At 69.7% G+C, this 18827-nt stretch carries 14 protein-coding genes; all 14 read left to right on the top strand.

Features of this window, described 5'->3' with window-relative positions:
• Nucleotides 1-66 precede the first annotated feature (66 nt).
• The gene (gene secE / locus ACYU96_RS05165) at nucleotides 67-297 is read left to right on the top strand and encodes a preprotein translocase subunit SecE (protein ID WP_123816635.1); all 231 of its coding nucleotides are present in this window, start codon (nucleotides 67-69) and stop codon (nucleotides 295-297) included.
• A 219-nt stretch (nucleotides 298-516) separates the two neighbouring features.
• The gene (nusG, locus tag ACYU96_RS05160; RefSeq protein WP_460749821.1) at nucleotides 517-1350 is read left to right on the top strand and encodes a transcription termination/antitermination protein NusG; all 834 of its coding nucleotides are present in this window, start codon (nucleotides 517-519) and stop codon (nucleotides 1348-1350) included.
• 69 nt (nucleotides 1351-1419) lie between these two features.
• Nucleotides 1420-1851 (top strand): 50S ribosomal protein L11, encoded by a 432-nt coding sequence (gene rplK / locus ACYU96_RS05155; RefSeq protein WP_460749818.1) that lies wholly within the window; start codon nucleotides 1420-1422, stop codon nucleotides 1849-1851.
• 93 nt (nucleotides 1852-1944) lie between these two features.
• Nucleotides 1945-2661: a 50S ribosomal protein L1 gene (gene rplA / locus ACYU96_RS05150; RefSeq protein ID WP_460749815.1), complete on the top strand. Its 717-nt coding sequence runs from the start codon at nucleotides 1945-1947 to the stop codon at nucleotides 2659-2661.
• A gap of 276 nt (nucleotides 2662-2937) precedes the next feature.
• Complete coding sequence (locus tag ACYU96_RS05145) at nucleotides 2938-3579, top strand: RNA polymerase sigma factor (RefSeq protein ID WP_460749812.1); 642 nt, start codon at nucleotides 2938-2940, stop codon at nucleotides 3577-3579.
• The gene (locus tag ACYU96_RS05140; RefSeq protein WP_460749809.1) at nucleotides 3570-4121 is read left to right on the top strand and encodes a hypothetical protein; all 552 of its coding nucleotides are present in this window, start codon (nucleotides 3570-3572) and stop codon (nucleotides 4119-4121) included. The genes ACYU96_RS05145 and ACYU96_RS05140 overlap by 10 nt, the downstream gene beginning before the upstream one ends.
• A 110-nt stretch (nucleotides 4122-4231) precedes the next feature.
• The gene (locus tag ACYU96_RS05135) at nucleotides 4232-5698 is read left to right on the top strand and encodes a S8 family peptidase (protein WP_460749807.1); all 1467 of its coding nucleotides are present in this window, start codon (nucleotides 4232-4234) and stop codon (nucleotides 5696-5698) included.
• Between the two features lie 7 nt (nucleotides 5699-5705).
• Nucleotides 5706-8297 (top strand): CHAT domain-containing protein, encoded by a 2592-nt coding sequence (locus ACYU96_RS05130; RefSeq protein WP_460749805.1) that lies wholly within the window; start codon nucleotides 5706-5708, stop codon nucleotides 8295-8297.
• 348 nt (nucleotides 8298-8645) lie between these two features.
• On the top strand, nucleotides 8646-9176 hold the full coding sequence (gene rplJ, locus ACYU96_RS05125) for a 50S ribosomal protein L10 (protein WP_460749803.1): 531 nt from the start codon (nucleotides 8646-8648) through the stop codon (nucleotides 9174-9176).
• 77 nt (nucleotides 9177-9253) lie between these two features.
• Nucleotides 9254-9643, top strand: a complete 390-nt coding sequence (rplL, locus tag ACYU96_RS05120) for a 50S ribosomal protein L7/L12 (protein ID WP_460749801.1) — start codon at nucleotides 9254-9256, stop codon at nucleotides 9641-9643.
• A 433-nt stretch (nucleotides 9644-10076) separates the two neighbouring features.
• Nucleotides 10077-13589, top strand: coding sequence for a DNA-directed RNA polymerase subunit beta (gene rpoB, locus ACYU96_RS05115; protein ID WP_460749798.1), 3513 nt, complete (start codon nucleotides 10077-10079; stop codon nucleotides 13587-13589).
• Nucleotides 13590-13648: 59 nt separating this feature from the next.
• Entirely contained in the window at nucleotides 13649-17530 is a 3882-nt protein-coding gene (locus tag ACYU96_RS05110; RefSeq protein ID WP_460749794.1) for a DNA-directed RNA polymerase subunit beta', read from the top strand.
• A 417-nt stretch (nucleotides 17531-17947) separates the two neighbouring features.
• Nucleotides 17948-18322, top strand: coding sequence for a 30S ribosomal protein S12 (rpsL, locus tag ACYU96_RS05105; protein ID WP_460749791.1), 375 nt, complete (start codon nucleotides 17948-17950; stop codon nucleotides 18320-18322).
• On the top strand, nucleotides 18322-18792 hold the full coding sequence (gene rpsG, locus ACYU96_RS05100; RefSeq protein WP_460749788.1) for a 30S ribosomal protein S7: 471 nt from the start codon (nucleotides 18322-18324) through the stop codon (nucleotides 18790-18792). Before rpsL ends, rpsG begins: the two co-directional genes overlap by 1 nt.
• The last annotated feature ends 35 nt before the right edge of the window (nucleotides 18793-18827 follow it).

The following is an 18827-nucleotide window of genomic DNA, read 5'->3' as shown; positions in this document are numbered from 1 at the left end:
GACCGCTCCGCCTCCTGGCGGGGCAGATGCCACAGGAGTGGGGTAGCAGTGAGCGACACCGAGGTGATGAAGAGCACTGCGGAACGGCCTGGCGAGGGCCGCCGCAACATCTTCGCGCGGATCGCGCTCTTTGTGCGCCAGGTGATCGGCGAGCTCAAGAAGGTCGTCACGCCGACGCGCTCGGAGCTTCTCAACTACACCTGGGTGGTCCTGGTCTTCCTGGTGGTGGTCATGCTGTTCGTGACCGCACTCGACTTCGGCATCGGCAAGCTCACCTTCCTCGTCTTCGGGCAGTGATGCGAGCTCGCTGAGCCTCGAGGCTCACACCCGCCCCGCGGCGGTGCCGTGTCACACGGCACAGGTCGTGGGGCATGATTCATCGCCCTTCGGCGCGCGCACTGCGCGACAATAGGGGCCGGGTGTGGTGTCGTGTTCCGAAGGCTGCATCCGAGCCACCGCGTCCGCAAGATCGTGCCGGGGTCCTTCCCCGGCCAGGAGAAGAAAGCAGGTTCGTACGTGTCCCAGGATTCTCTGGACCAGACGGAGAACGTCGAGCTGCCCGACGCCGAGAGCGCCGAGGCGGCCGGTGATGTGACCGTGGACACCGAGAACGCCGACGTGCCTGCGGACGCTGCCGACGAGGCGGAGGAGCCGGCGGACCACGCCGAGGACGAGAGTCCTGCCGGCGAGGAGGGCGCCACGGCCGAGGACGCCGACGGCGACCTGGTCGTCGACGAGGTCGCCGAGTTCAAGCGCACGTTGCGTGCGCAGCCGGGCGACTGGTACGTCATCCACTCCTACGCGGGCTACGAGAACCGCGTGAAGGCCAACCTGGAGAACCGCATCCAGAGCCTGAACATGGAGGACTACATCTTCCAGATCGAGGTCCCCATGGAAGAGGTGGCCGAGATCAAGAACGCGCAGAAGAAGATCGTGCGCCGGGTCCGCATCCCCGGGTACGTGCTCGTGCGCATGGATCTCACCGACGAGTCGTGGGGCGCGGTGCGCCACACGCCGGGCGTGACCGGCTTCGTGGGCCATACCCACCAGCCCGTCCCCCTCACGTTCGACGAGATCTACTCGATGCTCGCGCCCACCGTGCAGGCCGAGCCGGCCGCCGGCGGGAAGGCCGCCTCCGAGGCCGGTGCGTCCGGTGCGTCGGCCAGGGCGCCCATCCACGTGGACTTCGAGGTCGGCGAGTCGGTCACCGTCACGGACGGTCCGTTCGACACGCTGCCCGCCACCATCTCCGAGATCAACGTGGAGTCTCAGAAGCTCCACGTCCTCGTTTCGATCTTCGGCCGGGAGACCCCGGTCGAGCTGGGGTTCGACCAGGTCGCCAAGATCTGATCCTCCCCCCTTTCCCGTGCAACCGGGTCATCGCCCACGGCGTCGGCCCATCGACAGAAAGCGCAGAAAATGCCTCCCAAGAAGAAGGTCTCCGGCTTCATCAAGCTCCAGATCCAGGCCGGTGCGGCGAACCCCGCCCCGCCGATCGGTCCCGCGCTGGGTCAGCACGGCGTGAACATCATGGAGTTCTGCAAGGCCTACAACGCGGCGACCGAGTCGCAGCGCGGCAACGTGATCCCGGTGGAGATCACGGTCTACGAGGACCGCTCCTTCACCTTCATCACGAAGACGCCGCCGGCCGCGGAGCTCATCAAGAAGGCGGCGGGTGTCCAGAAGGGCTCGGGCACGCCCCACACGACCAAGGTCGCCAACCTGACGATGGACCAGGTCAAGGAGATCGCGGAGACGAAGATGCCGGACCTCAACGCGAACGACATCGACGCTGCCGCCAAGATCATCGCGGGCACCGCCCGTTCGATGGGGATCACCGTCTCCCAGTGATCCGAGCGGAACCGGGTGCCCGGCGATCGTCGCCGGGCATCACTGTGGCAGGGCCGGCAGGCCCGCTACGACCACGAAGGAAAGGCTAGAAACATGGCTCAGGGCAAGAACTACCGCAACGCGCTCGCGAAGATCGACCGCGACGCGCTCTACGCACCGCTCGAGGCGGTCCGTCTCGCGAAGGAGACGACGACCACCAAGTACGACGCGACCGTCGAGGTCGTGTTCCGTCTCGGTGTCGACCCGCGTCAGGCGGACCAGATGGTCCGTGGCACGGTGAACCTGCCGCACGGCACGGGCAAGACCGCCAAGGTCATCGTGTTCGCCAACGCCGCCAAGGCGGACGAGGCGCGCGCCGCCGGGGCCGACGAGGTCGGCGGCGACGAGCTGATCGAGAAGGTCGCCGGCGGTTACACCGACTTCGACGCCGCGGTCGCGACGCCGGACCTCATGGGCAAGGTCGGCCGCCTCGGCAAGGTGCTGGGCCCCCGCGGTCTCATGCCGAACCCGAAGACCGGCACCGTGACGATGGACGTGACCAAGGCCGTGTCCGAGATCAAGGGCGGCAAGATCGAGTTCCGCGTCGACAAGCACGCGAACCTGCACTTCATCATCGGCAAGGTGTCCTTCTCGGACGAGGCGCTGGTGGAGAACTACGGTGCGGCGCTCGACGAGGTGCTGCGTCTCAAGCCGTCCTCCTCGAAGGGCCGCTACATCACGAAGGCGACCATGACCACGACGATGGGCCCGGGCATCCCGCTCGACCAGTCCCGTGTCACGCGCCTCCTGGAGGAGACCCCGGCCGTCTGAGCCGAGCCCTCCTGCTGACGACGTCGGCCCGTGTCTCCGCGAGGAGGTGCGGGCCGGCGTCGTTCGTCGTGCACGGGGATGTATCAGAGTGCGTCGCACGCCCTCCATATCGGTGGAAGGCGCTAGTCGCTTCGTCCCAGAGAAGGTGAGTTCCGGGTGCGCGCACCGGTCACGTGGGCTCAGGCACGTAGTACGTGTCGGAGTGCCCCCGTATATTTGCAGGGTCCAGTACAGGTTCGTCCGCATCAGTGGACGACGAGACCCCGCACCGAGGCGATGACAAGGCCCTGCGACGCTCCGTCCGCACCAGAATCCTCCGACGCTCCCGCCACCACGCTCGGGGAGCGGGCGGCGCACGCGCTGCTCGAGTACCGGGAAGGCCGCACGGCCTGTCTGGACGTCGTGGTCCGCGAGGTCAGCCCGCTGCTGTGGACGACGGTCCGTGCCCAGGGCGTGGGCAGGGACGAGGCGTCCGACATCGTGCAGAACACCTGGGTGCAGCTCGTCAAGCACGCGCACCGCATCGAGGAGCCGCGAGCGGTCCTCAAGTGGCTGATCACCACGGCCCGGAGGGCTGCCTGGGATGCCGTCAAACGTGGCCGCGCGGACGCCACACAGCTCGCTGAACTGCCCGACGACGACCCCGCCCGCAACACGGCGGTGCCTGATCCCGCGCCGCAGCCGGACACGCAGGTGCTGACGAAGGAACGTGACCGCCTCCTGTGGCAGGCGTTCGGCAACCTGTCCGACCGCTGCCGCGAGCTGCTGCACCTGGTCGCCCAGGCGGATCGTCCGAACTACCGGATGATCTCGGAAGCGGTCGGCATGCCGGTCGGCAGCATCGGTGCCACGCGGGGCCGCTGCCTGGCCAAGCTGCGCTCCGAGCTGGACCTGCAGGGAGGCGGCGCATGGATCTGAACGGGCGGAACCTCCCGCACATCCGGGACGAGGAGCTCTCGCTCTCGCCGGACGAGCCGCTGGACGATGCCGATCTCGCGGTCCTCGCGCAGCTTGCCGACGTCGCTGGCCGGGTCGACCCGATGCCCGCCGACCTGGTCGAGCGAGCGCTGTTCGCGACGACCCTCGCGGGTCTCGAGGCCGAGATGATGGAAGCGGTCCAGCTGTCCGAGCCGCTGGCCGGCGTCCGCTCGGCCGCCGCGCCGACGGAGGACGCGCCGACGGAGGCGCGGACCATCTCCTTCACGCACGGCGATCTCACGCTGATGATCCAGCTCTCGCGCGAGCGGGCAGGCCTGGTGCGGGTGGACGGGTGGATCGCGGTGCCCACGCCGTCGTACACGGTCGAGCTGCGCCGGCCGGGGGCGGAGCTCGAGACGACGGAGGCCGACGAGGACGGACGGTTCTCGTTCCCGAGGGTGAAGCGCGGCGCGGCGAGCCTGATCGTGCGCCGCCCGGAAGCGCACGGCGGCGCGGTGAGCACGCCCGTGATCGAACTGTAGTCAGTCAGCCGCGCATTTTCGTGGCCAAGGGGGGAGCGGTACCGCACAGTGGTCCCCAGGGGGAGGCCACGTCCACGACGCGCAGACCATCGAGAAGCGAGAGGTGACCAGTGAGCTCTTTCCCCGAGACCCCACACGTTCGTGACCACACCGGTGGCTGGCGCCCGGTTCGGGACCTGAACCCGGACACGGCGCACTGCCGTCGGGAGATCTCCCTGGCGTCGACGCGATACGTCGCCGACCGCCTGATCATCCGGACCATGCCGGGCGACGACCCGGACCCCTTGCTCGACCTGCTGCGGGAGCGCGCCGCCGAGCGGAATCTCGCCCTCCAGGAGGAGTGGCTGGAGTCCGCCAGGTCCCGCCAGGAGGTGCCCCGCCCCGGTCTCGCCCTGCACCTCGCGGGAGACGGCGACGACGGTGACGTGTGGGACCTGCTGGACGACGTGGCGGCCGGCGTCGACGAGGGCGAACGCAAGCGCGTCGGGCTCGACCACGTGCTCGCAGGGCACCGAGGGCCGGTGGGCCACCCCGTCCCCGGTGAGCGTGAGCCCGCGCACCGCCCCGGCCCGGCCCCGCGCCGCGCGTACCGGGACGGTCCGTCCCCCTGGCTGGCCGGCGACGGCACACCTCGCCCGGTCGTGGCCATCGTCGACACGGGGCTGGGGGAGCACCCCTGGCTCGACGGGGACACCGTCGTGATCCGCGACGCCCAGGTCGAAGACAGGCCGATCGGCACCTTCACCGAGGACGAGCCGCACTCGTCCCCGGACGGTCTCAACCCGTTCCTCGGGCACGGCACCTTCATCGCGGGAGTGGTGCACCAGACGTGCCCGGACGCCGCGCTCCTGCCGGTGCGTGCCATGTCCACGGACGGCTTCGTCCGGGAGTGGGACCTGACCCGGACGCTGGAGCGCCTGCTCGAATACCACCTCCGGGGCGTCGCCGGGCTCGACGGGTACGCGGCGGTCGACGTCGTCGTGCTCGCGATGGGGTTCCAGCCCGAGGCGGTCGCCGACGACGACTACGAGGGCGTGCTCCGGGGCGTCCTGCGCGACCTGCGCCGGGAGGGCGTGCTGGTGGTCGTCTCGGCCGGCAACGACGGGAACGAGCGGGAGGTCTTCCCGTCGGCCTGGGCGCCGCGGGTCCGGCGGCTCGGGGACCGCGCCGAGCCGCTCGACCCGAACGACCTGCGCGCGGAGTACCCGCCGATCCTCTCGGTCGCCGCGGCGAACCCCAACGGCACGCTCGCGGACTTCAGCAACGACGGCCCGTGGGTGACGTGCGTGCGGCACGGCAGGGATGTGCTGAGCACGATGCCGATCACCGCCAACGGCCCCCTGGAGTCGACCCTCGTCGGTGAGGACCCGGTGCGCGAGACGGCGGACCCGGACGACTACACGGGTGGGTTCGCGTCGTGGAGCGGCACCTCCTTCGCCGCACCGGTGCTCGCCGGGGAGCTGGCACAGGAGCTCCTGGACCGGCGGCGCCACGGCCTGGGTCGTGACCGGGTGGCGGACGCCTGGTCCGCCGTCCAGGCGACGACAGGTCTGCCGGAGCCCGTGGCTACCCGATAGTTCCGGGATGACGACAGTGGACGACGACACCGGGCCATGGGAAGCGCTCGCGGCCGAGCTCGACGTCGCGCGCGAGCACAACAGCAGAGCGCGCTGGATGCCCGCCGAGTCGGTCTACCGTGGCCTGCTCCGTGACCTGGCGGCGATCGGCCCGGCCGGCCTCGGTCGCGAGCGGCGGCAGCAGTGGGAGGACCTGGCCGTGCGTGCACGGCTGGGCCTGGCATGGTCGGTGCAGACGATCACCAACTCGCTGGACGAGCCGCTGAGCCTCTGCGACGACGCCGAAGCGATCGCCACCGGCTCCGCCGGCCGGTCCCTGAAGAGTCTCGCGATCGGGCAGCGAGGCATGCTCCACCTGCGGTCGGGCAACCCCCGCGGAGCGCTCGGATACTTCACCGAGGCCCTGGAACTCTCTGACGTGCGCAACCACCGGGACATGCTCGTCACCTACGGAAACCTCGGGAACGCGCACAGCGAGGTCGGCATGTTCGGGGCCGCGCAGCGCGACTACCAGGCGATGTACGACCACGCGACGGCGCTGGGCGACCCGCTGTTCGTCTCGATCGCGCTGGGCAACGTCGGCTACGCGCAGTACGCGCTGGGCGACCTGCCCGGCGCGCTCGTCTCGATGCAGCGATCCCACGACGCCGCGCCCGACCGTGAAGACGGGATCCCGCTCCTCGGCCGCGCCGAGGTGCTCTTCGACAGCGGCCTCCTCGAGGATGCCGAGCGTCTCCTCGAGAAGGCCGTCCGCCAGCTGGCGCGCGCCCAGCACCGGGCCGAACAGGCCGAGGCCGAGTGGTACCACGCCCGCTGCCTGCTCGGTCTCCACCAGTACGACGCCGCGCGGCGGACCGCGCGGCGGGCACGCCGCCGGTACGCCGAGGTCGGGACCCACGCGATGGCGTCCCTCGCGCGGGTGCTGGAGCTCGAGGCCGAGCTCGCTGCCACGCGGCACAGCACACCCGCCCGGGCCACCGCCCGCCGGCGGGCGTCCGCAGCGCTGGACGCCGCCGCCGAGGGCGATGTCTCCGGCTCCTTCCTGGGCCACGACCCGGGTGACGCGGCGCGGCTGGTCGCCGCCCGTTGGCTCGTGCTCGCCGGGGACCTCCAGCGGGCCCGCGCGACGTTCGACGCCGTCGGTCGTGACGACCCCGCCAGCCCGTTGACGTTCCGGGTGCAGAGATTCGTCCTCGCGGCGCAGCTCGCGTTCGCCGAGGGGAACCGGGACCGAGGCCTGCGGGCGGTGCGGCAGGGATTTCGTCTCCTGGGCGAGCATCGCTCGCGGCTCGGCGCGGTCGAGTCGGTGACGGCGGCCGCGGTGCACGGCGTCGACCTGCAGCTGGTCGACGTCGGGGCCGCGCTGGAGACCGGGCGCGCCGCCGCGCTGTTCGACGCCCTGGAACGCGGCCGGTCGACGTTCGCCGGCGCCGGCAGGGTCACGCCGCCGGACGACCCGCAGGCCGCCGAGCTCCTCACCGAGGCCCGCGGTCTCCTCACGGCGGCCCGCGAGCTCCCTGCCGACGCCGCGCACTCCACCCGGCGCGACGAGCTCAACCGTCGCGCACGCCGCATCCAGGCGCAGGTCCGCGAGCGTTCCTGGCTGCACGCCGGTGACGCCGAGGTCCAGCGGCCGGTGACCACCCGCGAGACGGTACGAGCGCTCGACGGCGACGCCGTCGTCGTCAACTTCACCGTCTTTCGCGGACGTCTGCGCGCGATCCGCGTCGACGCCAGGAGAGCGGAGCTCGTCGACCTCGGCGTGCCCGACGAAGCCACCGAGCGCATCCGGCGAGTCCGGGCCGACGTCGCCGTCGCGGCCAACGAGAACATTCCTCCGCCGCTCCGCGCGGCCGCCCGCGCCTCGCTCGGCCGCACCCTCAAGAGGCTCGACGACGCGGTCCTCGCCCCCCTGCGAGTCGACGGCGACCTGCACGTGGTGGCCCGTGACCCGCTGCTCGGCATCCCGTGGGCGGCACTCCCCTCGCGGCAGGGACGTCGCACGTCCGTGAACTCGCACGTCGCCCGTGGCCGGTCGGAGGCGCGCCCGGGTGACGGCAGGCGCCTGCTCGCGGCCAGCGGCCCCGGCGTGGTCCATGGCCCCGCCGAGGTGAACGCCGTCGGTCACGAGTGGCCCGGTGCGACCGTGCTCGCCGGTGACGCCGCGACCACGGCGGCCGTCCGCGAGGCGCTCGCCACGCACGACGTCGTCCATCTCGCCGCGCACGGCCGGCACGACGCCGACAACCCCCTCTTCGCCTCGATCGAGCTCGCCGACGGCCCACTGTTCGCCCACGAGCTCGACGGCATGCGGCTGCCGGGCTCCGTCGTGGTGCTCGCCGCCTGCGAGGTCGGTGGCTCCTCCGAAGTGGTCGGGGGTGAGGTGCTGGGCCTCACCTCGGTCCTGCTCCGCCTCGGCGCACGCGCCGTCATCGGAGCCGTCGCACCCCTGCCGGACGCCCTCGCCGCGCAGGTCATGCCCCGTTTCCACGCTCACCTCCGCGCCACGGACGACCCGGAGGCGGCGCTCGCGGCGGCGTGCGCGGAGACGGAAGAGCCGGTCCCGCTGGTCTGCTTCGCGGCGCTGGAGTCCCTCTGACCCGCGACGGAGCCCCGCCCACCTGCGCCGCGGTCCGCGGTCGGGCCGGGCGAGGGTGTGGCGCGGCGCACGCCCGTGCGCGCGGCGTCGGTCGTGCCGCTCGTGTACTCTGGTGTCTTAACCACAGACCGCCGGTCGTCCGACGCTGCCCGGGAACGGGGAGAACAGGACCGAAGTTCCGCGAGCACGCGGAGGCCTGCGCAGGTGAACGACGACGATCCGTCCGGCCCTCGTGGCCGAACGTGTTCCGAGCCCCGTGCGCCTGCGCCGGGGCTCTTCTCGTTCCGCGGGGAATCGCCCAGGGCTCGTGCCCGAGGGAACGGTGGTACCACCACCGGAAGGATTGCCATGGCGAGGCCGGACAAGGCAGCCGCCGTCGCGGAGATCGCGGACAAGCTCCGTGACTCCAGGGCGGCCGTGCTGACCGAGTACCGCGGGCTCACCGTTGCGCAGCTCAAGGATCTGCGCCGGTCGCTCAGCGGCAACGCAACCTACGCCGTGGTGAAGAACACGCTGACGGGGATCGCGGCCAAGGAGGCCGGTGTCGAGGGTCTCGACGCCGACCTGAAGGGCCCGTCCGCCATCGCATTCGTGACCGGGGACCCGGTCGAGGCTGCGAAGGGTCTGCGTGACTTCGCCAAGGCGAACCCTGCACTGGTCATCAAGGGCGGTGTCCTTGACGGGAACCCGCTGACCGGTGCGGAGATCACGAAGCTCGCGGACCTCGAGTCCCGCGAGGTTCTGCTGGCCAGGGTGGCCGGCGGCCTGAAGGCCACGCTGACCCGTGCGGCGTACGCCTTCAACGCCAAGCCCACCCAGGCTGCCCGCATCATCGATGCCCTGCGTCAGAAGCAGGAATCGGAGGGTGCCGCCGCGTGACGCGGTGGTACCGAGAACACAACCCCTGCTTCTGGCGGGCGCTGCCCGCGAAGCGCTGAAGTGAAAGGAACGCCACCATGGCGAAGCTCAGCACCGACGAGCTCCTGTCTGCCTTCGAGGAGCTCACGCTCATCGAGCTCTCCGAGTTCGTGAAGGCCTTCGAGGACAAGTTCGACGTCACCGCCGCCGCTCCGGCCGCCGTGGCCGTGGCCGGCCCGGCTCAGGGTGACGGTGGCGCCGCCGCCGAGGAGGAGCAGACGGAGTTCGACGTCATCCTCACGGCCGCGGGCGACAAGAAGATCGGCGTCATCAAGGAGGTGCGCGCCCTCACGTCCCTCGGTCTGAAGGAGGCCAAGGACCTGGTGGACGGCGCCCCCAAGGCGGTCCTCGAGGCTGCCAGCAAGGACGACGCGGAGAAGGCCAAGGCTGCCCTCGAGGGTGCCGGCGCCTCCGTCGAGCTCAAGTGAGCCGATGAGGCCGCGCGGGCGTGCGCCGTCGTGCACGCCGCCCGCCCGCCCGGCCTCCGCCCACCTCGGGCAGATGATCGCCTGACGCGGCCACTCGCCGTCGTCGGGCATCGTCACCAGCTACGAGGCCCGCACGCCCGGAATGCCGGGGTGCGGGCCTCGTGCCGTCTCGTCGCACCGGTGCGGATACGCACCAAATTCCGGATCCAGGTCGATTCGGCGTGCACGACGGGCGGCGAGTAGACATACTTGAAGTGAATAGGTATGCTAGCGCTTTGCGCCCGCGTGTGCCCTCGACGCCGCCACTTCGCTTCCCGAATGACCTGGTCACATCCCTCGGCGGGATGCCCATGGACCACCGGTGAAGCCGGCAGAGCTTCCTGCAGCACCCGAGCGTACAGCGTTCACCCCGTACTGCAGGGAAGGACCCCTCTTGGCTGCCTCGCGCACCCCTTCAGCACCGTCCGCCGACGCCATCGCGAACCGTACCGCTTCCCGGCGCGTCTCTTTCGCCAAGATCTACGAGCCACTCGAAGTTCCCGACCTGCTCGGTCTGCAGACCGAGAGCTTCGACTGGCTGCTGGGCAACTCCGACTGGCAGGCCCGAGTCGATGCGGCCAAGGCTGCCGGCCGGACCGATGTGCCCGAGGCTTCCGGTCTGGAGGAGATCTTCGAGGAGATCTCGCCGATCGAGGACTTCGGTCAGTCCATGTCGCTGTCGTTCTCCAACCACCGCTTCGAGCCGCCGAAGTACACGGCGGACGAGTGCAAGGAGAAGGACTTCACGTTTGCCGCCCCGCTGTTCGTGACCGCGGAGTTCGTGAACTACACGACCGGTGAGATCAAGAGCCAGACCGTGTTCATGGGTGACTTCCCGCTCATGACCGCGCGCGGCACGTTCATCATCAACGGCACCGAGCGCGTCGTCGTCTCGCAACTCGTGCGCAGCCCTGGCGTGTACTTCGAGCGCACCCCGGACAAGACCAGCGACAAGGACATCTTCTCCGCCAAGATGATCCCGTCGCGCGGTGCGTGGCTGGAGTTCGAGATCGACAAGCGCGACGCCGTCGGTGTGCGCGTCGACCGCAAGCGCAAGCAGCCGGTGACGGTGCTGCTGAAGGCGCTGGGCCTGACCGAGGCGCAGATCCGCGAGGAGTTCGCGAACTTCCCGTCGGTGCTCGACACCCTCGAGAAGGACCACGTCCACACCGAGGACGAGGCGCTCGTCGACCTGTACCGCAAGATCCGCCCGGGTGAGCCGCCCACGGTCGAGGCCGGCCGCACGCTGCTGGAGAACTTCTACTTCAACCCGAAGCGATACGACCTGGCGAAGGTCGGCCGCTACAAGCTCGGCAAGAAGGTCGGCACGGACTCGCCGCTCGCGGACTCGACGCTCTCGGTCTCCGACATCGTCGCGACGATCAAGTACCTCGCCGCGCTGCACGCCGACGTCGACACCATCGGTGGCACCCGCAACGGCCAGCCGGTCGACGTCCGCGTCGAGACCGACGACATCGACCACTTCGGCAACCGCCGCATCCGCGCCGTGGGCGAGCTCATCCAGAACCAGGTGCGCACGGGCCTGTCCCGCATGGAGCGCGTCGTGCGCGAGCGCATGACCACGCAGGACGTCGAGGCCATCACGCCGCAGACGCTGATCAACATCCGCCCGGTGGTGGCGTCGATCCGCGAGTTCTTCGGCACGTCGCAGCTCTCGCAGTTCATGGACCAGAACAACCCGCTGGCCGGTCTGACGCACAAGCGCCGCCTGTCCGCGCTCGGTCCGGGCGGTCTCTCGCGCGACCGCGCCGGCATGGAGGTCCGTGACGTCCACCCGTCGCACTACGGCCGTATGTGCCCGATCGAGACGCCGGAAGGCCCGAACATCGGCCTGATCGGCTCGCTCGCCTCGTTCGGCCGGATCAACCCGTTCGGCTTCATCGAGACGCCGTACCGCAAGGTCATCGACGGCCGCGTCACGGACGACGTCGTGTACCTGACGTCCGACGACGAGGACCGCCACGTCATCGCGCAGGCGAACACGCCGCTGACCGCGGACGGGGCCTTCGTCCTCGACCGCGTCCTGGTCCGCACCAAGGGCGGCGAGACGAACGACATCCCGGCCATCGAGGTCGACTACATGGATGTCTCGCCGCGTCAGATGGTGTCGGTCGCGACGGCCCTCATCCCGTTCCTCGAGCACGACGACGCGAACCGCGCGCTCATGGGCGCGAACATGCAGCGCCAGGCGGTGCCGCTGGTGCGCTCGGAGATGCCGGTGGTCGGCACGGGCATGGAGCGCCGCGCGGCGATCGACGCCGGCGACGTCATCGTCGCGAACAAGCCGGGCGTGGTCACCGAGGTGTCCGCCGACCTGATCCTGGTCGCGAACGACGACGGCACCACCGGTTCCTACCGCGTGCACAAGTTCATCCGCTCGAACCAGGGCACCAGCTACAACCAGCGGGTGCTCGTGGACGAGGGGCAGCGCGTCGAGGTCGGCTCGGTCCTGGCGGACGGCCCGGCCACCGACGAGGGCGAGCTCGCCCTGGGCCGGAACCTGCTCGTGGCGTTCATGTCCTGGGAGGGGCACAACTACGAGGACGCGATCATCCTGTCGCAGCGCCTCGTGGAGGACGACGTCCTCTCCTCGATCCACATCGAGGAGCACGAGGTCGACGCGCGCGACACGAAGCTCGGCCCGGAGGAGATCACGCGGGACATCCCGAACGTCTCCGAGGAGGTCCTGGGCGACCTCGACGAGCGCGGCATCGTCCGGATCGGTGCCGAGGTCGGCGCCGGCGACATCCTGGTCGGCAAGGTCACCCCGAAGGGCGAGACCGAGCTGACCCCGGAGGAGCGCCTGCTGCGCGCCATCTTCGGCGAGAAGGCCCGCGAGGTGCGCGACACCTCCCTCAAGGTGCCCCACGGCGAGTCCGGCACGGTCATCGCGGTGCGCGAGTTCAACCGGGAGGACGGCGACGAGCTGCCCGCCGGCGTGAACCAGTTGGTGCGCGTGTACATCGCGAACCGCCGCAAGATCACGGTCGGTGACAAGCTGGCCGGTCGTCACGGCAACAAGGGTGTCATCTCGAAGATCCTGCCCGTCGAGGACATGCCGTTCCTCGAGGACGGCACCCCGGTGGACGTCATCCTGAACCCGCTGGGCGTGCCCGGCCGGATGAACGTCGGCCAGGTCCTGGAGACGCACCTCGGGTGGGTCGCCAAGCAGGGCTGGGACGTCGCCGAGGCCGAGGACCCGAAGGCCGGGTGGGTCGACAGCCTGCCGGAGGTCGCACGTGCGAGCGCGCCGGGCACCCCGGTCGCCACGCCGGTGTTCGACGGCCTGCAGGAGGACGCGCTGCGCGGGCTCATCGCCACGACGCGCCCGAACCGGGACGGCGCGCGCATGGTCGGCCTGGACGGCAAGGCGCGGCTGTTCGACGGCCGCTCCGGCGAGCCGTTCCCGGAGGCGATCGCTACGGGCTACATGTACATCCTGAAGCTCCACCACCTGGTGGACGACAAGATCCACGCCCGCTCGACCGGTCCGTACTCGATGATCACGCAGCAGCCGCTGGGTGGTAAGGCGCAGTTCGGTGGTCAGCGCTTCGGCGAGATGGAGGTGTGGGCCCTGGAGGCGTACGGCGCCGCCTACACGCTGCAGGAGCTCCTCACCATCAAGTCCGACGACGTGCCAGGCCGCGTCAAGGTCTACGAGGCCATCGTCAAGGGCGAGAACATCCCCGACTCGGGTATCCCGGAGTCCTTCAAGGTGCTCCTGAAGGAGATGCAGTCGCTCTGCCTGAACGTGGAGGTGCTGTCCAGCGACGGCTCCGCCATCGAGATGAAGGAGTCCGACGACGAGGTGTACCGCGCCGCGGAGGAGCTCGGGATCGACCTGTCCCGGCGCCCCAACTCGGCGTCCACCGTCGACGAGATCTGAAACCGGGCCCGTCCCGGAACAACAGGATTTTTCGAGAACTCTTCAGGAAGTAGGACACCTTGCTCGACGTCAACATCTTCGACGAGCTGCGCATCGGCCTCGCCACGGCCGACAACATTCGCGCCTGGTCGCACGGCGAGGTCAAGAAGCCCGAGACCATCAACTACCGCACCCTGAAGCCGGAGAAGGACGGACTCTTCTGCGAGAAGATCTTCGGCCCCACCCGGGACTGGGAGTGCTACTGCGGCAAGTACAAGCGTGTGCGCTTCAAGGGCATCATCTGCGAGCGCTGCGGCGTGGAGGTCACGCGCTCCAAGGTGCGCCGTGAGCGCATGGCGCACATCGAGCTGGCCGCCCCGGTCACGCACATCTGGTTCTTCAAGGGCGTGCCCTCGCGGCTCGGCTACCTGCTGGACCTGGCACCGAAGGACCTGGAGAAGGTCATCTACTTCGCTGCCTACATGATCGTGTCGGTGGACGACGAGGCACGCCAGGAGGACCTGCCCAACCTGCAGAACGAGATCGACCTCGAGAAGAAGGAGATCACGGACCGCCGGGACAACGAGATCAACTCCCGGGCCACCAAGCTCGAGCAGGATCTCGCCGAGCTGGAGGCCGAGGGTGCCAAGGCCGACGCGCGCCGCAAGGTGCGCGACTCCGCCGAGCGCGAGATGGCCCAGCTTCGCAAGCGCGCGGACCAGGAGCTCGACCGTCTGGAGCAGGTCTGGGACCGCTTCAAGAACCTCAAGGTCGCCGACCTCGAGGGCGACGAGCTGCTGTACCGCGCCCTGCAGGACCGCTACGGCACGTACTTCGAGGGCTCGATGGGCGCCGCGGCGATCCAGAAGCGCCTGGAGACCTTCGACCTGGACGCCGAGTCCGAGTCGCTGAAGGAGACCATCCGCACGGGCAAGGGACAGCGCAAGACGCGCGCGCTCAAGCGCCTGAAGGTCGTCAACGCGTTCCTCACCACGACGAACTCGCCGACGGCGATGGTGCTCGACGCCGTCCCGGTCATCCCGCCGGACCTGCGCCCGATGGTGCAGCTCGACGGTGGCCGCTTCGCGACGTCGGACCTCAACGACCTGTACCGCCGCGTGATCAACCGGAACAACCGCCTCAAGCGGCTCCTGGACCTCGGCGCGCCCGAGATCATCGTCAACAACGAGAAGCGGATGCTCCAGGAGGCCGTGGACTCGCTGTTCGACAACGGCCGCCGTGGCCGGCCGGTCACGGGCCCGGGCAACCGCCCGCTGAAGTCGATCTCCGACATGCTCAAGGGCAAGCAGGGCCGGTTCCGTCAGAACCTGCTCGGCAAGCGCGTCGACTACTCGGGCCGTTCGGTCATCGTCGTCGGCCCGCAGCTCAAGCTGCACCAGTGCGGTCTGCCCAAGCAGATGGCCCTCGAGCTGTTCAAGCCGTTCGTCATGAAGCGCCTGGTCGAGCTGAACCACGCGCAGAACATCAAGTCGGCGAAGCGCATGGTCGAGCGCACCCGCCCGGTCGTGTGGGACGTGCTCGAAGAGGTCATCACCGAGCACCCCGTCCTGCTGAACCGCGCGCCGACGCTGCACCGCCTGGGTATCCAGGCGTTCGAGCCGCAGCTCGTCGAGGGCAAGGCCATCCACCTGCACCCGCTCGTGTGCGCCGCGTTCAACGCGGACTTCGACGGTGACCAGATGGCGGTCCACCTGCCGCTGAGCGCGGAGGCGCAGGCCGAGGCCCGCATCCTCATGCTCTCCAGCAACAACATCCTCAAGCCGTCGGACGGCCGTCCGGTGACCATGCCCTCGCAGGACATGATCATCGGTCTGCACCACCTGACGAGCGACCGTCCGGGCGCGATCGGCGAGGGCCGTGCGTTCGCGTCGGTGGCCGAGGCGCTCATGGCGTTCGACCGTCACGAGCTGGACGTCAACGCGGTCATCAAGCTGCGGATCGACGACCTGGTGCCGCCGAAGGGCTTCGAGACCCCCGAGGGGTGGGAGGAGGGCCAGGCGATCCTGTACGAGACGACGCTCGGCCGCTACCTCTTCAACGAGACGCTGCCGGTCGACTACCCGTATGAGAACGGTGTGGCCGACAAGAAGCGCCTCTCGGCGATCGTGAACGACCTCGCCGAGCGCTACCCGAAGGTCGAGGTCGCGGCGGCGCTGGACGCGCTGAAGGACGCCGGCTACCACTGGGCGACGCGCTCGGGCGTCACCATCGCGATCAGCGACGTGGCCGCTCCCGTGGAGAAGGGCGAGATCCTCGAGAGCCACGAGGCGCGTGCCCTCAAGGTGCAGCAGCAGTTCGAGCGTGGTCTGATCACGGACGACGAGCGCCGTCAGGAGCTCATCGAGCTGTGGACCCAGGCGACCGACAAGGTCGCGCACGTCATGCGCGAGAACCTCGAGTCGAACCCGCGCAACACCGTGCTCCGCATGGTGGGCTCGGGCGCCCGTGGTAACTGGATGCAGGTCCGTCAGATCGCCGGTATGCGCGGTCTCGTGGCGAACCCGAAGGGCGAGATCATCCCGCGCCCGATCAAGTCCAACTACCGCGAGGGCCTGTCAGTCCTCGAGTACTTCATCGCGACGCACGGTGCCCGTAAGGGCCTCGCCGACACGGCCCTCCGTACGGCGGACTCGGGTTACCTGACCCGTCGTCTGGTGGACGTGTCGCAGGACGTGATCATCCGCGAGGAGGACTGCGGCACGCAGCGTGGTCTGACCCACCCGGTCGCCGAGAAGCTCGACGACGGTTCGCTGGTCCCGCACCCGCTGGTGGAGACGAGCGTCTACGGTCGTACCTTCGCGACCGACGTCACGGACGCGGACGGGAACGTCGTGGCGGGCGCCGGCGAGGACTGCGGCGACGTGGCCATCGCGGCCGTCGTCGCGGCAGGCGTGGTCGACGCCAAGGTGCGCTCGGTGCTCACCTGCGAGTCCCGCGTCGGTGCCTGCGCCAAGTGCTACGGCCGCTCCCTGGCCACGGGCAAGCTCGTGGACATCGGCGAGGCCGTGGGCATCATCGCGGCGCAGTCCATCGGTGAGCCCGGCACCCAGCTGACGATGCGTACGTTCCACACCGGTGGTGTGGCCGCCGCAGAGGACATCACGCAGGGTCTGCCGCGCGTCACCGAGCTCTTCGAGGCCCGTACCCCGAAGGGTGAGGCGCCGATCGCGGAGTTCACCGGCACGATCGCGATCGAGGACACGGAGCGCACGCGGCACATCGTCCTCAAGCCGGACGACGGTGCCGAGGAGATCAGGTACCCGGTCACCAAGCGCGCGACGCTGCTCGTGCACGACGGCGACCACGTGTCGGTCGGTACCCAGTTCGTCAAGGGTGCCGTCGACCCGAAGAAGGTGCTGCGCATCCTCGGCCCGCGTGCCACGCAGAGCCACCTGGTGGAGCAGGTCCAGGAGACCTACCGTTCGCAGGGCGTGGACATCCACGACAAGCACATCGAGGTCATCGTGCGGCAGATGCTGCGTCGCGTGACCGTGCTGGACTCGGGCGACTCCGCCCTCCTGCCGGGTGAGCTCGCCGAGCGCATCCGCTTCGAGGACGCGAACCGCAAGGCCGTGGCGGAGGGTGGCCAGCCGGCCGCCGGCCGTCCCGAGCTGATGGGTATCACCAAGGCGTCGCTCGCGACGGACTCGTGGCTCTCGGCGGCCTCCTTCCAGGAGACCACCCGCGTGCTCACCGAGGCGTCGATGAGTGGCCGGCGGGACCCGCTGCTCGGCCTCAAGGAGAACGTCATCATCGGTAAGCTCATCCCCTCCGGCACGGGCCTGTCCCGCTACCGGAACGTGGAGGTCGAGCCGACCGAGCAGGCCAAGGCGGAGCTGTACCCGAGCTTCGGGTACGACGACATCGACTTCCCGACCCTCGGTATGGGCTCGGGCGAGGCGATCCCGCTGGAGGACCTGGACTTCGGCGACTTCCGCTGATCCTGGCGTCCGGCCCGACGGCGGTCGTGGTCGCGTTCCGCACGGAACGCGACCACGACCGCCGTCGGGCGCCGGGGGTCATCAACCTCACAAGCAATTCGTTTTGACCCCCTGCGGGGCCGCGGGTAGCCTTGTTCAACGTGCCAGCGCCGTCTGGCCGCACAATCCTGCGGATCGCCTCGTCGCGAGCCGACTGGAGCGGTCGACGTGAGTGCGCAGGCATCCCGGAGAAGCCTCCCGCAGCACCTTCGTGCGCTGCCGGTGAGACGGACCGGGCCATCGAGCCGGTGGTAGGTGGCGTTGCGGACCCGTGAGGGCCGCGGGTGCCGCGTGCGATCGGCACGCACCAGCCACAGACCAATGACGGCGTCGGCGGCACCCGCCGGCACCACCAGCTCGAGAGACGACGGAGACGTAGTGCCTACGATCCAACAGCTCGTCCGCAAGGGCCGGAACTCGAAGGCCGGGAAGTCCAAGACCCCGGCCCTCACGGGTTCCCCCCAGCGGCGCGGCGTGTGCACGCGCGTGTACACCACCACCCCCAAGAAGCCGAACTCTGCCCTCCGCAAGGTGGCGCGCGTCAAGCTCTCCACCGGCATCGAGGTCACGGCGTACATCCCCGGTGTCGGCCACAACCTGCAGGAGCACTCGATCGTGCTCGTGCGCGGCGGCCGTGTGAAGGACCTTCCGGGTGTGCGCTACAAGATCATCCGCGGTGCCCTCGACACGCAGGGCGTGAAGGGCCGTCAGCAGGCTCGCTCCAAGTACGGCGCCAAGAAGGAGAAGAGCTGATGCCCCGCAAGGGACCGGCCCCGAAGCGGCCGCTCATCGTCGACCCGGTCTACGGATCCCCGGTCGTCACCCAGCTGATCAACAAGGTGCTGCTGGACGGCAAGAAGTCCACCGCCGAGGCGATCGTGTACGGCGCCCTCGAGGGTGTTCGGAGCAAGACGGACCAGGACCCGGTCGTCGTGCTGAAGCGCGCGCTCGACAACGTCCGTCCGGCGCTCGAGGTGCGCTCCCGCCGTGTCGGTGGCGCCACCTACCAGGTGCCGGTCGAGGTGCGCCCCTCGCGCTCCACGACGCTCGCGCTGCGCTGGCTCACCGACTTCTCGCGGGCCCGCCGTGAGAAGACGATGACCGAGCGTCTGATGAACGAGATCCTCGACGCGTCGAACGGTCTCGGTGCGGCGGTCAAGCGTCGCGAGGACATGCACAAGATGGCCGAGTCCAACAAGGCCTTCGCGCACTACCGCTGGTAACAATTGCTCCGAACGGCCCCGGTCACCACCGGGGC

It is taken from the genome of Myceligenerans cantabricum (genome assembly GCF_054777735.1).
The sequence above is the reverse complement of the archived record's forward strand: the minus strand, read 5'-3'. Positions and strand labels throughout refer to the sequence as shown.

Excerpts from the sequence above, each read along its gene's own strand:
- secE (WP_123816635.1), top strand. The coding sequence starts at position 67 with ATGAAGAGCACTGCGGAACGGCCTGGCGAGGGCCGCCGCAACATCTTC.
- rplK (WP_460749818.1), top strand. The coding sequence starts at position 1,420 with ATGCCTCCCAAGAAGAAGGTCTCCGGCTTCATCAAGCTCCAGATCCAG.
- rplA (WP_460749815.1), top strand. The coding sequence starts at position 1,945 with ATGGCTCAGGGCAAGAACTACCGCAACGCGCTCGCGAAGATCGACCGC.
- ACYU96_RS05145 (WP_460749812.1), top strand. The coding sequence starts at position 2,938 with ATGACAAGGCCCTGCGACGCTCCGTCCGCACCAGAATCCTCCGACGCT.
- ACYU96_RS05140 (WP_460749809.1), top strand. The coding sequence starts at position 3,570 with ATGGATCTGAACGGGCGGAACCTCCCGCACATCCGGGACGAGGAGCTC.
- ACYU96_RS05130 (WP_460749805.1), top strand. The coding sequence starts at position 5,706 with ATGACGACAGTGGACGACGACACCGGGCCATGGGAAGCGCTCGCGGCC.
- rplJ (WP_460749803.1), top strand. The coding sequence starts at position 8,646 with ATGGCGAGGCCGGACAAGGCAGCCGCCGTCGCGGAGATCGCGGACAAG.
- rplL (WP_460749801.1), top strand. The coding sequence starts at position 9,254 with ATGGCGAAGCTCAGCACCGACGAGCTCCTGTCTGCCTTCGAGGAGCTC.
- rpsG (WP_460749788.1), top strand. The coding sequence starts at position 18,322 with ATGCCCCGCAAGGGACCGGCCCCGAAGCGGCCGCTCATCGTCGACCCG.